We start from the raw sequence: 16,173 nt of genomic DNA on the forward strand, positions 1-16,173 counted from the left end.
TGTGTTTAATGCACCAGCCATTTCCTGGCTCGCGGCGCATTAACGCACAGCGGAACGCATGAGATATCGCCTCGAATACTTCCTGTTTCTGTTGCCCTCGCGCGGACTGCGCCAATTGCTCGCGTTCGGCTTGTTGTTTGCAGTATCGCAAGCTCATGCCGGCTGGACGATTGCAAATGCCGAAGCGCCCGCCACAGTCATTCGCGCAACGAACGTCTATCAGCTAGGCGCGGGTGAGGCGCTGCGCGACGATGACCTGATCGAATCCGCGCCACGCAGCGTCGTCCAGCTTCAGGACGACGCCGGCAACCTGCTAGCGCTCGGCGCACAGACGCGCGTGCTGCTTCAGGCGGGGTTGCGCGTGTCGCTGCTCGATGGCTGGTTGAAGGTCGCGCATGCGTGCGTCACGCAGCCGTGCGCGGCGCCTGTTATCGATACGGAACGAGGCGCCCTCGAGTTCGGAGCGAACGCGGCGGCGGTTATCGCAGCGCTTCCCGGCGCCGATGACGGCAAGTCGACCATTGCTGTCTTTAGCGAAAGCGGCACGCAAACGTTGGCCGCTTCCGCGCGTCGAAGCACGATCACGCCGGGAAGCTTTGCTTATGCAACCGCGAGCGCACCGCCGCAGATTGCGCAGCGTCCGTCGAGCGCATTTCTCGCCGATATGCCGGTCGCTTTCCGCGACGCGTTGCAGCGTCTGCCAGTGACGCCGGCCACGCATGACAGTGCAATAAAACCGCAGCGCGCCGTGGCCTACGACGATGTTTCCGCGTGGCTCGTAAGCGACCTGCCTGCACGCAAGCGCTTCCCCGCACGCTTCCGGCCGCGCCTGAGCGACCCCGCGTTCCGCCGCGCCATCGACCAGAACCTCAAGGCGCTGCCCGAGTGGCGCGTCCTGCTCTATCCGCCCGCGCCACGTCCCGATGCCCGCCAACGTGCCTTGCAAGCCTTTCGCGTCAATACCTCCGCGCTACCCGCGAACTCACTGTATCAACACCCATGAAACGCAAACTCTCTCTTAGCGCCAAGTTCAACCTTGTCTTCCTGATCGTCTTTGCAATCGGGCTGAGCGCGGCGGGCGTGGTCGCAGACCGTTTGTTGCAAAAGCAGGCGCTCGATGAAACCGTTCACGACGCCAACGTGCTGATCAGCGCGGCCGCATCGATGCAAAGCTATACCGCGACCCACGTGACGCCGCTTCTTGCCACGCAGATCAAATATCAGTTCGTGCCCGAATCCATTCCGGCGTTCTCGGCCATCGAAATGCTGAATCTGCTGCAAAAGGATTTCCCGAACTTTTCGTACAAGTCGACCATGCTCAATCCGACCAATCCCCGCGACCGGCCGACCGATTGGGAAACGGACGTGATCACGCATCTGCACGATCATCCCGATCTGAAACAAATGACCGGCCAGCGCGTTTCATCCGGCAACCCGACCTTGTTCCTCGCGCGGCCGAGCCGCATCACGGACGTCGCGTGCATGCAGTGCCACAGCACGCCGAGCGCGGCGCCAGCCACCATGATCGATAAATATGGCTCGGCGAACGGTTTCGGCTGGGCCATGAACGACGTGATCGGCGCGGAATTTGTATCGGTGCCGATGACGCAACCTATCGAACGTGGACGCGCCTTATGGCGCACGTTCATGCTGTCGCTCACCGCGGTGTTCGCGGTGGTGCTGATCGTGATGAACGTGATGGTGAACCTGCTGATTACGCGGCCCATTCAGTCGCTCTCGCGCGCCGCCGATGAAATGAGTCTCGGCAAGCTCGCCGATACGCCGCTGCCGACGGGTGGATCGGATGAAATCGCGTCGCTGGCGGTATCGTTTGGACGCATGCGGACGAGCCTGATCGAGGCGTTCAAGATCCTCGATGAAGGCGCGCACTGATCATGACGGCATCCGCCGATATCCCATCCGAACTCGGCCGATACCGCATCGAGCGTGTGCTCGGACGTGGCGCAATGGGCATTGTGTACCTCGCGTTCGATCCGCAAATCGAGCGTCATGTCGCGCTTAAAACCATCCGCAACGAGTTGTTGCCGGCGGGTTCCGAAGGCGGATCGATGCATGAACTGACCGCGCGTTTTCTAAACGAAGCGCGTGCAGCCGGGCGTCTTGCGCATCCGAATATTGTCTCGGTGCATGACTACGGCGAGGCGGGAGACACGGCGTACATCACGATGGAATATGTGCGTGGGGAGAGTCTCGCCGCGCGCCTCGCGCAGCATGCCCGCAATCAGACGCGTATTGAACCGGCGCGTGCTTTGGGTTGCTTTGTGCAACTGCTCGATGCGCTCGACTATGCGCATCACGAGGGCGTGATTCATCGCGATATCAAGCCCGCAAATTTGCTGATCACGCAACGCGGCGAATGCAAGATCACGGACTTCGGCATTGCGCGGATCGAAGCGTCGCATCTCACGCAACTGGGCACGGTGATCGGCACGCCCAGCTACATGTCGCCGGAACAGTTCACGGGTGAGACCATCGATGCTCGCGCCGATCTCTTTTCCGCCGCGGTCGTCCTGTATGAAATGCTGACGGGCGTATGTCCGTTTGCGGGCACGCCGACCGTCGTCATGCGGCAAGTGCTGAGCGAAACGCCAGTGTTGCCGTCGGAACGCGCGCCGGACTTGGCCAGCTTTATCGATGCGATGTTGATGAAGGCGCTTTCGAAACGGCCCGAGGATCGATACGGCTCCGCGCGTGAATGGCGCGATGTGCTGTTGGGCGCGCTCGGCGCGGCGCAATCCGACGACAGCGATCAGACCGTCATTGCGTTTGCAAAGCCGGTTGCGTTGCTGGAAGCGCCCGAACTCGCCGAGCCTTCAATGGAATGGCCGCCCGAATTGATCGCGCAACTGGAGGAGCGGCTGGCGAGTCACGTGGGGCCGGTCGCCACAATCTTGCTGCGTCGTGCGACGGCCAGGTCTTCGGACTTCAACGCATTGCGCGAGCGGCTTGCCGCGCATTTCCCCACGGACGCCGCGCGTCGTGATTTTAATTCGCTGTTGATGCGGCTGGAAACGCCGGGGGAAGGATCGCGGGTTTTGTCGGGTATGAAGCGGACTTCAATGCCCAAAAGTGAGTCGGTGAATTACGCAAGTATAAAACCCGACGTGCTGCAAGACGCCACGCTTAAACTCGCGGCTTATGTCGGGCCGATCGCACGCGTTATCGTGGTGCGCGCCGCCGCGAATGTGCCAGATATCGATACGTTTTACGACCGTTTGATTGCGGCCGTGCAGGATCAAAAAGATAGCGATGCGTTGCGGCGGGATCTTGGTATCGCGCCGGATTAGCCTTCTAGCAATCGCAAGAACAACGCTGCATCGGGCGCACCGTCATGCTTATGCAGCACTTGCGGCGCATGCAATTCCGTTGCCGTCCACCATACGCTCGCAACATCTGCTTCGCTCGAAAAGCGCTTGAACGTATCACGCCAGACCAGCGTCTCCGCGCCATCATCGAGTTGCTCCAGTTCCGTCTCGAACTCCGTCAGCGCGAACCTCGCCTTCAACGTCGATAACGCCAGGGCCGCCGCATGTTCGTACCAGACCGAACTGCTGCGCAGCCAGTCGCCGAAGACCGCTTGGTCCATCGGCCGCGCCACCACGAACGGAAAATAACGCCCGACCGCATCGATCCCCGGCATCATCACGCCCGCATACGCGGCGTCATCCATCACCCCGGGTTTCATCGCGAAGCACCATAGCGGCATGCCGAGAAAGTCTCGAAGCCATGCATCGCCGAGACGTTGTTGGGCCGTAATCAAACCGCGTTGCAGCCACGCGTCCCATTGCACGACAAACTCGTGCGACAACCCCCTTCCCACGAAGTCGCCATGTGTGCGCACTTTTCCGTAGAAGCCCGTGCCCGCTTCTTCAAGCTTGGTCATAATTGCGCCGGGCAGCGGAAGCGGTCGAGCACGCCCGCGCGAAACGGATTGATTACGCTGCTCGCGGTGAGATCGACCGAGACCAGGCCACCATCGAACGCCGCCTTGAAATGGTCAGGCTGACCGGCAGGCGCGATCCGGGCGGTATCGAGGAGATGGAACAACGCCCATGGACCGTCCGCGTGCGCCGCACTCGTTGATGCCGGATCAAGCTCGACGTGCGCCTGTCCCGTGCCCTTGCCGCTCGGCCACTGGAAGGCGGCGGTCGCGCCAGGCGTGCTGTCGGTTGCGACCAGTTGCACGCCGTCTATATCGAGCACAAAACGTTTGACGGATGGATCGATGGACGCGAGCTTCGCCGAAAATCGCACCGATACATCATGGCCGCCGTCGCGAAACAACGCGTCGCGTATCTGCGCGGCATTTTGGAACTGCGCGAGGACGTCGTCGGGGATGCCGAGCGAGCGCGCCTCCGGACGCCAGCGCCACACGGCACCCGAGGTGTCCACGCGGTTCTGCAAGTTCTTCTGGAAGAAGTCATCGATCAAACCGCCCGGCCCGAGAATGCGACCGAAATCATCCGGCGCGGCATCACGCGTCGAAGTACGCACGAGCGGATAGCGGCCGTCGAGCGCTTGCCTGCAAGCCGGTGCAACCGTCGATGCCCAAAGCGCACGAACCTGCGCGCGCTGGCTTTGGACCTGCACGGTATCGGCGTTATCGGCGACGCCTTGCAGCACCGAACCCAGCGGCGCGGGCGCGCCTTGCGCGAGCAGCTTGAGACGGTCGAGCGAACTCGTCGGCGGCAAGGGCAGCGATTGTTTGCGCGCGGAATCGACGGCTTGCAGCGTCGCGGCGGCTTCCTTCAATGCACCAATCGAGTCGTCGATGGGCGCGCCCGATGTCGCTCCCGGCTTGCCCGCAAGATCATGCAGGGACTGAAAATGCGTGTTGACGAGCGCGGCGCTGTCGGCGGTCGCAGCGGGTTGCACGGCTGACCCACCCAGGCTTTTGCGCAATGCACCGAACTTGCCGGTGGCAGCGTCCGCGCCAGAACCAGGCGCAACGAACGTAGTCTCATTCGATGCCGCTTCGATCAGCGCGCGCAAGGGCGAATTTTGCGAACCCATCAGGTTCGCAACGCGCGCGCCCTGGTCGGGCGCGGAGAACGGCACGACGCCGACATCGCCAAGCAGACCGTCCCATTGCCGGATGCTTTCCTCGCAATACAAACGCGTCAGGGCCGTGCGAAGGTCATCGATACCCGCCGCATCCGGCTTCGTTTCCGCACGCCCCAACACCCAGTCATCCTTTGCGATATTGGCGAGCGTCATCTCGCGCAAGCGCAGGAATGCGGTGAAGCCGGCTTGGGTATAAGCGCCGTCGATACCCTGCGTCAACGGCGTCCCGCTCTTGCGCACGAACACGAGCAGACCACTTGGCCCCGCCGCCTTGGCGACGGAAAAATCCGCCAGATGCAGTTGCGTGAGCTGTTGCTGGATGCGGCTGTTCAGGCGCTGCGCAAGCGGTACGCGGCTCAAAGTGGAGCGCGCTTGGGCGATCAGATTCTGATTGAGCGGCAGGTTTGAATCAAACTGTCCGCGACGGAACAGCGCTTCGAGATGCTGGTCGATACTCGCGCGTTGCGCGTCGCTTGCTGTTTTCAGCGGACCGCGCTGCCAGTCTCGCATGGCCCAGCTTCTCAGCGCGTCGGGATCGTAATGCGTCGGGTCGCCGAGCATCAGGTAGGCGCGCAGCACTTCGTATTGAAGCGCGGCATTGTTGGCGTCCCCTCTGCGCAGCTCCTCTTCCATCCGCTGCACAACAATGGGCAACAACGTCTGGCGCAACAATCGCTGATAGACACGCTGCGCTTCGGCGCCGAGCTTCTCGCGCTGATCGAGTCCGAGCTTTGCCCACCAGGCATCGCCACGGCTTTCGCGTTCGGCTTCGCCGCCGGGAAGATCACGGGCTGCATCGAGTACGGGAAGTACCGCGAGCGGATCATCGCCCAGCGTGGTTTGCTGCACGCGCTGCTGAAGCGCGGCGATCTGCTGCCGGCTTTCTTCAACAAAGCGGCGGTTCGCGCGATCGCTCACGAAGAGGCCAATCAATCCCGCGATCAGCACCGCCCCGACCACGCCGATGGCCATCTGCTGGAACCGCGCGCGCCGCCGCTCCACACGCGGGTTGCTGCCCGCAAGACCGGCTTCCTCGAAGATCACATCGCGCAGCAGACGCTTCACGAAATACGCGCGTCCACTCGATGTATCGGCGAGCAGCACTTCACGTTGCAAGCCGAGCGCCGCCGCCATGGAACTCATCATGCGATCCAGCGGACGACCGCTTTGCGTACCGCTCGTGAAGTAGACGCCGCGCAACAACGCAGCGCGATCGAAGCGCGATTCGCTGAACGCGTCATCGAGAAAACGCTGCAACGACCCTTCGATACCCGCAAACTGCTGCGGGAACGAATAGATCAGCGCGCGACGGCGCACATCGGTTTCCTGCTGCATGCGTTGCAGCACGCGATCCTGAAGTTGCCGGTGCAGCAGACGGAATTCGTCGGGGAAACGCTGCAGCGGTTGCTCTGCGTTTTCCGCATTTTCTTCAGGCGAATGCGGAAAGGTCACGCCCCAGACTTGCTCGCGTTCGTCGCGGCCGAGATCATCGAAGAATTCGGAGAAGCCCGAGAGCATGTCGCTCTTCGTGACCACTACGTACACTGGAAAACGCATGCCGAGCTGCTTGTTCAACTCGCTCAGGCGTTCACGAACCGATGCCGCGTGCGCGGAGCGCTGGGTGTCGGTCTGCTGCAACAAATCCGCCGCCGATACCACCACCATCACGCCGTTGAGCGGACGGCGCGGACGGTATTTGCGCAGCATCGCGAGGAAGCCGATCCATGCGCCGCGATCTGCTTCGGCGTGGCTGTCTTGCGTGGTGAAGCGGCCGGCAGTGTCGAGGAGAACGGCGTCGTCGGTGAACCACCAGTCGCAATGACGCGTGCCGCCCACGCCGCCAATGGCTTGAACGCCCAATCGATCCGCTAACGGAAAACGCAAGCCGGAATGGACCAGCGCAGTAGTCTTGCCTGCGCCCGGCGCCCCGACAAACATGTACCACGGCAAATCGTAGATGGTCTGACGGCGTGCGCTGAACCACGACTTCCAGCCTTTGCTGTCTTTACCGGTGGCAGTGCTGCGCAAGGTTTTCAACGCTTCTTCGAAACGTGTGCGCAGTATGGAAAGGTCGGCGTCGGCGGCTTTGCGCGCTTCGCTCGGCTCGCGATTCGCCGGGTTCACCGAATCCGCGATAAGGCTGCGCACAAAGCTCGAACTCGCGAGCCGCGTCTTCAAAGCACGCGTGCCGAAGTACATCGCCCAGCCGGCAAACAGCAGCGCGATCGCGATCCACCTGCTCGTCGTGCTGCCAAGCGGCGCGCTGCCATTGAACGCGAGCAACGGGCCTTCGAACCACACAATGAACGCCAGCGCCATCACGCCGAAGAACGACATGACCACCGGCTTTCTGAATCCGCTTAACCACCTCATGACGCGGCTCCTGGCGAGAGAATCACAATGGCGACGCGACGGTTTTTCGCGCGGCCGGCAGGGGTATCGTTCGATGCAATCGGCTCGGTATCGCCCCGTCCTTCCGAGCTCAGGCGCGCCGGCGTATTGATCCGCGCGGCGATGATCGCGCGCACGGTATCGGCGCGTGCCTGCGACAGCGCCACGTTCGACGGAAACCGCGCCGAGATGATGCGCTGGTTATCGGTATGGCCGATCACCACGACGTTGCCCGGTTTGTCCTGCAATGCATCGGCAATGCGCTGCATCAGCGGCGCGAAATGCGGATCGAGGTCGGCGCTGCCCGATGCAAACAATTGCGTGCCCGTCGCGGTGTTGTTGATGGTAACGGTGGTGCGGTCCGCGGAATCGCCGACCGTGACCAGCCCCTGCGCAATTTCAGGCGCGAGGAATCCGGCGAGCGTCGCGGCGAGTTTGGGCGCCGCATCGACCTTCGATGCCAGCACGGGCGCCGGCGCCACGCGTATCGAACGCATGGAAGCAAATACCGGGTCTGAAAAGTCGTTGATCCGGAAGCTCAACACCAGGCTCGCGGTGACGAGCACGAATGCGGCAAGCGCAAGCGCGACCCACAGCGGCACGAACTGCAGCAAGCGCTTGCGTTCACGCGGCGCCGGCTGCCAATGCGGCGACAACGCGCGTTCAACGGGGGCGCGCTGCGCGCGAATCATTTGTTCGAGCCGTTCGCGGATCACGTCGAGTTGCGTCTTGCCGCCTTCGATCAGGCGATATCGTCCGTCGAAACCGAGTGCGAGCATCACGTAGATCAGTTCGAGCAGATCCACATCGATAGCCGGTGTTTGTGCAAGACGCTGCAGGATCACGAACAAACGCTCGCCGCCCGATGCTTCGTTGTGGAATGTCACGAGCAGACTGCGGCGGCCCCATACGCCCGCGCCCCACGGCGTGGCAGCAATCGACTCATCGATAAACGTGCACAGGCAATAGCGCGCCGGGCCGAGTTGTGCATCGGGCACGCCGAACGCGCGGCCGTTGGTTTCAAACGTGCGCACCATCTGGATCAGCTGCGTACGCAATGCCTCGAGGTCCGGGTGGCTCGTCAGGCGCCGCAACGGCAACGCGAGTTCAAGCAACGGGTTCGCGGCGCGCAACAGCGGGTTGCGGCCGGCGAGCGTGGCATCGAGTGGCGCCAACGCAGGCGCCGCCGCTGCGGACCTCAGCGTGGCCGGGCGCTCGCGCTTCAGGCCGGGCGTGGGCATCATGATGGTGCGCGCGGCGTCGAGGAAACCGGAGTCGTCGATGGCCGGATTCGTGTCGTTAGTCATTGCGGTGTCCTTGTTTCATCGGCGGATGGCCCAGCATTCCATGGTCAAGCCGGGGAATTCGCCGGCCACGTGCAGCGCCATGCCGGCCGATGCGTTGAGCGCTTGCCAGCCATCGTTCTTGTCATCGAGTTCGAAATAGGTGAAGCCCGCATGGAACGGCAGCTGGCGCGGCGCAACCGGCAACGCACGCAAGCCGATACCCGGCAATTGCAGGTTGACCAGATCGCGGATCTTTTCAACCGCGCCGATCTTCACCTGGCTGCCGAATGCGGACAGCAGCGTTTCGGTCGATACCTGTGCGCGCACGGCGAGCACAAAGGTCGCGTTCGTGAAGAGCGAGCGGTCGGCGACCAGGGCCACACGCAGGCCGTATTTGCGCTCCTCCAGCGGTATCGATACAACGCCCGGATCAGCAACCCGGCTCAAGGCAAGGCGCAACGCTTCAATTACCGGCGTGAACGTTTCCTTCAACCTGTCATGCCGATACACGGGAAACACAGGCGGCCTGCGGTCGCGCTGGCTGAAGGTCGCAAGCTCCCCGGCGAGCTGCACGGTGGCCTGAAATAGCGCCTCGGGATGCAGTCCGGTCATCGACCCGAAATGCGCGACCAATGGCTGCGCCCGGTTGACGATCTGCAGCAACAGGAAGTCGGAGATCTCCGCCATGCCCGCAGCTTCCGGCTGCGATAAGCGCCCCGCCAGCGCTTCACCACGTTGTTGCAGCAAGCCGTTGAGTTCGGTCGAAAAACGCGCGAGCTTGCCCGCCACGCTGAAGTCGAGACACGGCGCGCAATACTCATCGTCGAGCACCACGCGCGAATCGCTCAGGCGTTCCACTACGCGCGCCACGCCCACATAAGCGTGTGCGTTCGCGACATCCGGTTCGAGCGCGAGCTTCAATCGCAGCTTGCCGACCTGCAACAACGTGCTGACGGCGTCGGGATCGTTGCTGTCATGGACATCGAATTCTTCCGCCCGATACCGCGCGAGATTGTCCGCACGTTCGGGGCCACCGGATTCAGTGGCGCCCGGCCGGCGCACCGGCAACGCGAGCACGACGAGCAGGTTTGCCGTGCCTTCGGGAATGTCGAGCGGCTCGGGAAGGTCGTCATCGGCGGGGAGGTTGAAAGGCGTGCCATCGGGCAAGACACCAGCCGCTGAACGCAGCGCGAGTTTGCCGAGTTTCAGCAACGCTTCATCGATTTCCACCGATGTAAATCCCCAACCGTAAGCACGCAGGCTTTCAACGCGCGCTTCGAGTTGTGTCTGTACGTACCGGTCGTGCTGCTGCAGATGCTGCGGCTGCAGGAACATGCCTTCCGACCAGATGACCTTGCTGTTCCAGTACATGGCGTTATTCGCTTGGGGTTGAACGTGTGAGTGCGTCGAGCTGCGCCTGGTACGCGCGGCTGAAGGGTTCGCCGAAGGTGCGCTGGAAGTCGTCGCCGGCATCGCGCGCAACGTGCTCCCATGTATCGACGAAACGCTGCCAGAGGCGCGCGCGGCGGTTGCTCAGCAATGCATCGAGACCCTTCGCGGCATCGAGCGATTTGTCGATGGTCACAGGATCGATACGCGACATGGCGTGTTCGAGCGCCGCGCGCATGCCCGCAACGACCGCGAGTTCGTGCGCCTGGATGTCGTGGAAAGCTTCTTGCAATGCGTCTTCGGGCGCGAGATAACCCGCGCCGCGTGCGCCGAGCATTTGCGTGAGCGCCATGTCGACGTCGGGGAAAAACTTGAGCGGATTATTGTCGCGCTCTTCGATCAGCGTCATTGCAATGCGCGTTTCGCGCTTGGCCATCGAGCGGGAGCGCAACGCGGTCATGGTGCCTTGCGTCGCAACGCGCAACATGCCGCCGACGAGACGTGCGAGGTCCTGCGCGGGAATGTGGCGGACGGTGCTGGCGTCTATGCCGAGGCCATCTAGTAGTGCTGCAAGCGTGGCGTTGTCGTTGTCGTCAGCGATGCGCGCAGCAGGCTTTGGCTTGAACTCTGTTTTGGGAACGAGCGGCGAGACGGGCTCCTGCATTTCTATCGGCGGGATGAACGGGTCGAAGTCCTCGGGGATGGCTGCGGCAGGCGCTTCATCTAAAAGCGGCAATGTCGGAACCGAAGACATCGCGCGTTCCGGCGACACATGCTCGAAACCCTTGCTCGATCCCGACACCGCGAACGGCGACACTTCCGGTCTGGCTGGACCCAAGCCAAGCGAACTGTCGGGCACGCCAAGCGCATCGATCAATTCCTGATTTGCGTTCACACCGAATCGCGCAGGTTCGTGCAGGAGCGGTGTGGCCGCGAGCGGATCAGGCGTGAACGGTGCGGCTGCGTGGCTCTCCTTCGATGCCTCGTGCGGCGCGTTCCAGTCATCCGGAATCAGCGGCGCGACGGGCTTCACGTCCCAGTCCGGCTTTTCCGGCGAAGGCGCGGAAGGCGCCGGCATGTCCGGGCGCGTCATCATGGTCATGTTCTGCAGATCCTGCTCAATGCACACATCAAGCGAATACGGCCCAATGCGCAAGCGGTCCCGGTCGTGAAGTTCCGCCTCGCGCGAACCATCGAGAATCTGATCGTTCAGCAAAGTCGGATTGCTGCCTGCATCGATCAGGACAAATGCCCCATCGCGCCATTCAATGCGCGCCTGCACGCGCGAGATTGCACGTTGCGTGTCGGGCAGCACGACGGTGCACTCGGGCGCACGGCCAAGCGTGCCGCCGGCTGTATCGAATGCGATGCTTCGCGACGCGCTCATGTCGCCGCCGCTCAGCGTCAGCTTGAGTGTTGCTGCGTTGGGATCATTCAATGACATGCAATCTCCTTATTTGGCGACCTTGCGCGAGCCGTCGTCGGCGTCGCGTGGCGGGGTCGGCGGCGGTGGCGGCACACTCACCGGAACAGGCGGAATGCCGGGGCCGATGGGTATCGGAAAACTCGACATCTCGATGGTCTCGGGGCCGATCAAAATGTACGAAGCTCCCGCGCGCAACGCGATGGTCGCGGTCGCCTCGATCTCCACCGCCATGCCCGCTTTGATCTGCACAGCCATGCCGGCATTCAGCGAATAGGCTTCGCCAACGAACTGGTTGTGTGTGGTCATGGTCGCGGCCGTTACGCCGCCAAGCACGCTCGACTTGCAGCTGCCCATCACGGTGTCGTTGCGGGTGCCGTTCGTCTTCACGAACTCGCTGCCACTCACACTCAAATGACGATCGTGTTTCACGTTCATCAGCGCGTCATGCTTGACCCACGTCTCGTGATCGCGCTCCGCGTGGAAAAACAGTTGCTCATCGCCCTTGCGGTCGTCGAGCCGCACTTCGTTGTAACCGTTGCCGCCTTTGGTCGAATTGCTCTTGAGCGTGGAGATGGCCGCGTTCGCAGGCAACTCATACGGCGGCATGTTGGTCGAGTTGTAGACCGCGCCCGTGATCACCGGACGATCCGGATCGCCCTCGATGAACTCGACGAGCACCTCTTGCCCAATGCGCGGCAGTTGCATCGAACCCCAGCGTTTGTTGGCCCAGCTCTGCGACACACGCACCCAGCAACGGTCGAGTTTCTGCGCGCCCGATGACTGCGCAAGTTGCTCCCAATGGAACTGCACCTTCACGCGGCCGTATTGATCGGTGAGGATCTCATCGCCATCGGGACCCACCACTACGGCCGTTTGCGGACCGCCTACGCGCGGCTCAGGCGTGGTTCGGGCAGTGCGGAAAGTGTTATCGGCGCGAATTGCCTTGAAGCTGCAATCGAAGATCGGCAACGTGCTGTCACTGGTCGATACATATGCGTCAGAGACAATCTCCGCACGCGTTTCCGTGATCAGATACTGGCGATCCTGCGCGGTCGCAGGATGATCGCGCAAACGTATCAGGCCGCCCGGAATGAGACCGCGCGATGTGCTGCGCGCATCGATGGAATCATTTTGCGTCTGATGGATTTCCACGTTCACGCGTGCAAGACGGTCGCCATCGGCGGCCTTGATGTGACCCGTCAAATGCTCCTGCATCACGTAGCGCGCGGGATCGAAGGGCGCTGCGCGAGTCGCACGCGAGACGAGCCCGTGACTGTTACTCACCGATGCCTTCTCGAAGTCGTACTCGTTGACTTCATACCGGCCGGTCTGCAACGTTGCGCCCGACACCCAACGGTACACACATTCCTCGTCCTGGTCAGGCGTGTCCCAGGCCTGATACGGAATGGTCTCGTAGTGCGGAATGGGTCTGTGTTCGCTGTTCGAATCGGTCAGTACGAGCGTATGTTTGCCGCCTGCGTGCTCGAGAAAATAGTGAATGCCTTCGCGTTCGAGCAGACGGCTGACAAAGTCGAAGTCGCTCTCGCGATACTGCACGCAATGTTCAAGCGGCGGATAACTCGCGCTGCACGCGTTGCGAAAGTCAATATCGAATGGTTCGAATACGGCGCTCACGATCTGCGGCACCGTCTTCTGATAAAAGAACCTTCTATGCGACGACTGCGTCAGCAACCACAATCTCGGATGCACGATCGCCTCATAACGCGCCATGCGGTTATGCGTCGTGTCGCCAGGAACGATCAGCCGAAGCGTGGTGACAATCCCGTTGAACTGCCGCTCGCCGCTCACCGGATAATCGAGCGTGACGGACAGATTCTGGCCAAGCACATCGCCCGGGTCTATGTCGTTACGCGGGCTCAGGAAAGCGAGCTGGAACTCGCTCATGCGGCCGAGCGCTTCGATCGTCGACATGCGCATGAACACGGCCGTATCGCCTAGCGCGGCGCATTCCATGCGGACGTGGCGAGTACTAGTCGAAAGCATAGGTGAACTCCTCTGCTGCAACGCCTACGTGCACGCGAGCAAGCGCTTTTCCATCGATCACGCGAGACAGGAATTCTGTGCTGATACGCGGCAAGAGACTGTTGGTGAGAATTGCGTCGATCATGCGGCCGCCGCTCTCAAGACGCGTGCAGCGCACGGCGATCTGGGCCACGACCTCTTCGTCGAACGTGAAAGGCACTTGATGGGTACGGGTCACGCGCTCTGCTACACGGCCGAGTTGCAGACGGATGATCGCTCGCAGCATCCCGTCGCTTAAGGGGTAATAGGGGATCGTGACCATGCGGCCCAGCAACGCCGGCGGGAACGTATGCAGGAGTTCCGCGTGCAGTTGCTCTTCAATGGTTTCCACTGCAGGCATGTTCTGCGGATCGCGGCACAGATGCGCGATGCACTCAGTGCCTGCGTTCGTAGTCAGCAGGATCAGCGTGTTGCGGAAGTCGATGGAACGGCCTTCGCTATCTTCCATCCAGCCTTTATCGAAGACCTGGAAGAAGAGCTCGTGCACGTCTGGATGCGCCTTCTCCACTTCGTCGAGCAGCACGACGCTATGCGGCCGGCGACGCACCGCTTCTGTCAGCACGCCGCCTTCGCCAAATCCCACATAGCCCGGAGGCGCGCCCTTCAACAACGAGACCGTATGAGCTTCCTGATACTCACTCATGTTGATGGTGATGAGGTTCTGCTCACCGCCATAGAGCAGTTCGGCGAGCGCAAGCGCGGTTTCCGTCTTGCCTACACCCGACGTTCCCGCGAGCATGAACACGCCGACCGGCTTGTTCGGATTGTCGAGGCCCGCACGCGACGTGCGGATGCGCCGCGCGATCATCTCTGTTGCGTGACCCTGACCAATGATGCGACGGTCCAATAGCTCGCCGAGACGCAGCACGTTATCGATATCGTTCTTCACCATCTTGAGGACGGGCACGCCGGTCCAGTCCTGGACCACGGCGGCGACCGCCTGACGATCCACACCCGGCAGAATCAACGGCGCATCGCCCTGGTGGTCGGCGAGCAACGCCTGTTGCGTTCTGAGCGCGGCGAGATCTGCGCCCGGAGCGCCGTCGCGCAACTGCGCACGGCGGGCAAGAATGTCCTTCACGAGTTCGCGCTCGGTCTTCCAGCGCGCGTCGAGCTGGGCGAGCCGCTGCGTTTCATCTTCCAACGCCTTCGATGCCACCTCTTGACGCGCGGCGGTATCGATACCGATAAGACTTTCGCGCTTGATGACCTCCAGTTCGGTCTTCAAGGCGGCGATGCGTTTCTGCGCGTCGTCCACTGCGGGCGGCGTCGCGTGCTGGCTCACTGCAACACGGGCGCAGGCGGTATCGAGCAGGCTCACGGACTTGTCGGGCAACTGGCGTGCCGGAATGTATCGATGCGACAAGCGCACGGCTGCTTCAATGGCCTCGTCGAGAACCTGAACGCCGTGATGCTGTTCGAGCGCACCCGCAATGCCGCGCATCATGGTGATGGCGCGTGCTTCGTCGGGTTCGCGCACTTGGACGACCTGAAAACGCCGCGTCAATGCGGGATCTTTCTCGATGTGCCGCCGATACTCCGACCATGTAGTCGCCGCGATCGTGCGAACCGTGCCACGCGCAAGCGCGGGCTTGAGCAGGTTCGCGGCATCGCCGGTTCCGGCCGCGCCGCCCGCGCCCACGAGCGTATGCGCCTCATCGATGAAAAGAATCACCGGACGTTCCGCCGTCTGCACCTCCGCGAGCACCTGACGCAGGCGCGTTTCGAACTCGCCCTTTACCCCGGCGCCGGCCTGAAGCAATGCAACATCGAGTGTGCGCAGCGTGACATCGCGCAGCATGGGGGGCACGTCGCCGGCCACGATCCGCTGCGCGAGACCTTCGACCACGGCCGTCTTCCCCACGCCCGCTTCGCCCGTCAATAGCGGGTTGTTCTGTCGACGGCGCATGAGGATATCGATGACCTGACGAATTTCTTCATCACGTCCGACGATCGCATCAAGCTTGCCCGAGCGCGCTTGTTCCGTCAGGTCGACGGTGAAACGCTGCAACGCATCCTGATTGGTTACTGGCGCGGTAGAAACCGCCGACGCTGCATTGGAGGCTTCCACATTCTCCGGCGAACCGGCGAGTAAAAGGTCGAAGTCGTCCACGAGTTCATCGAGTATTACCCGGTCAAATTCACGCGAGATTCCGCGCAGCGCGTTGCGCAAGGACGGCGTCTTCAATGCGCCCACAATCAAATGCGCGCTTCGCACTTTCGATGCATTGAACAACAACGATCCATACACCCAGCCGCGCTCGACCGCCTCTTCCAGTTGCGACGAGATGTCTGTTATCGACGTAGACCCGCGCGGCAACCGATCCAGCGCCTCAGTCAGATCCCGAGCCAGCGCGGAAGGCTCTACACCAAAATGCTTGATGATCCGGTGCAGATCCGAGTCGGGCGAATTGAGCAACTGATGCAGCCAGTGCGTCAGTTCCACATACGGGTTGCCCCGCAGACGACAGAACGTCGTGGCACTTTCCATCGCGCGATAGCTGAGTGTGTCGAGTTTGCCGAACATCACGGCGCGGCTGATTTCTGCCATGG

Annotated in this window: 10 protein-coding genes; 3 read left to right on the top strand and 7 right to left on the bottom strand. The window is 62.1% G+C overall.

Annotation, left to right across the window (positions count from 1 at the left end):
• Positions 1-58: 58 nt before the first annotated feature.
• Genes HB633_RS05590 through HB633_RS05600 form a run of 3 tightly spaced genes read left to right on the top strand, consistent with a single transcriptional unit; the run spans position 59 to position 3,308 of the window.
• The gene (locus tag HB633_RS05590) at positions 59-1,003 is read left to right on the top strand and encodes a hypothetical protein (RefSeq protein ID WP_213777105.1); all 945 of its coding nucleotides are present in this window, start codon (positions 59-61) and stop codon (positions 1,001-1,003) included.
• A complete protein-coding gene (locus HB633_RS05595; RefSeq protein WP_213777107.1) occupies positions 1,000-1,893 on the top strand; it encodes a DUF3365 domain-containing protein in 894 nt (297 codons plus the stop codon). The genes HB633_RS05590 and HB633_RS05595 overlap by 4 nt, the downstream gene beginning before the upstream one ends.
• A gap of 2 nt (positions 1,894-1,895) precedes the next feature.
• Entirely contained in the window at positions 1,896-3,308 is a 1,413-nt protein-coding gene (locus tag HB633_RS05600) for a serine/threonine-protein kinase (RefSeq protein WP_213777109.1), read from the top strand.
• On the opposite strand, the gene tagF is transcribed toward HB633_RS05600, so the two are convergent.
• Genes tagF through tssH form a run of 7 tightly spaced genes read right to left on the bottom strand, consistent with a single transcriptional unit; the run spans position 3,305 to position 16,171 of the window.
• Positions 3,305-3,904 carry a type VI secretion system-associated protein TagF gene (gene tagF, locus HB633_RS05605; RefSeq protein ID WP_213777111.1) on the bottom strand — a complete coding sequence of 200 codons (600 nt, stop codon included), beginning with the start codon at positions 3,902-3,904 and terminating at the stop codon, positions 3,305-3,307. The two genes, HB633_RS05600 and tagF, sit on opposite strands and share 4 nt — an antisense overlap.
• Positions 3,901-7,458 carry a type VI secretion system membrane subunit TssM gene (gene tssM, locus HB633_RS05610; RefSeq protein ID WP_213777113.1) on the bottom strand — a complete coding sequence of 1,186 codons (3,558 nt, stop codon included), beginning with the start codon at positions 7,456-7,458 and terminating at the stop codon, positions 3,901-3,903. Before tssM ends, tagF begins: the two co-directional genes overlap by 4 nt.
• A complete protein-coding gene (gene tssL, locus HB633_RS05615; protein WP_213777115.1) occupies positions 7,455-8,783 on the bottom strand; it encodes a type VI secretion system protein TssL, long form in 1,329 nt (442 codons plus the stop codon). Before tssL ends, tssM begins: the two co-directional genes overlap by 4 nt.
• A 15-nt stretch (positions 8,784-8,798) precedes the next feature.
• The gene (tssK, locus tag HB633_RS05620) at positions 8,799-10,133 is read right to left on the bottom strand and encodes a type VI secretion system baseplate subunit TssK (protein WP_213777117.1); all 1,335 of its coding nucleotides are present in this window, start codon (positions 10,131-10,133) and stop codon (positions 8,799-8,801) included.
• A gap of 4 nt (positions 10,134-10,137) precedes the next feature.
• Positions 10,138-11,595, bottom strand: coding sequence for a type VI secretion system-associated FHA domain protein TagH (gene tagH / locus HB633_RS05625; RefSeq protein WP_213777119.1), 1,458 nt, complete (start codon positions 11,593-11,595; stop codon positions 10,138-10,140).
• A 9-nt stretch (positions 11,596-11,604) separates the two neighbouring features.
• Positions 11,605-13,581: a type VI secretion system tip protein TssI/VgrG gene (gene tssI, locus HB633_RS05630; protein WP_213777121.1), complete on the bottom strand. Its 1,977-nt coding sequence runs from the start codon at positions 13,579-13,581 to the stop codon at positions 11,605-11,607.
• Positions 13,568-16,171: a type VI secretion system ATPase TssH gene (tssH, locus tag HB633_RS05635; protein ID WP_213777124.1), complete on the bottom strand. Its 2,604-nt coding sequence runs from the start codon at positions 16,169-16,171 to the stop codon at positions 13,568-13,570. Before tssH ends, tssI begins: the two co-directional genes overlap by 14 nt.
• Between the last annotated feature and the right edge of the window lie 2 nt (positions 16,172-16,173).

The organism is Caballeronia sp. dw_276 (assembly GCF_018449635.1).
GTDB lineage: Bacteria > Pseudomonadota > Gammaproteobacteria > Burkholderiales > Burkholderiaceae > Caballeronia.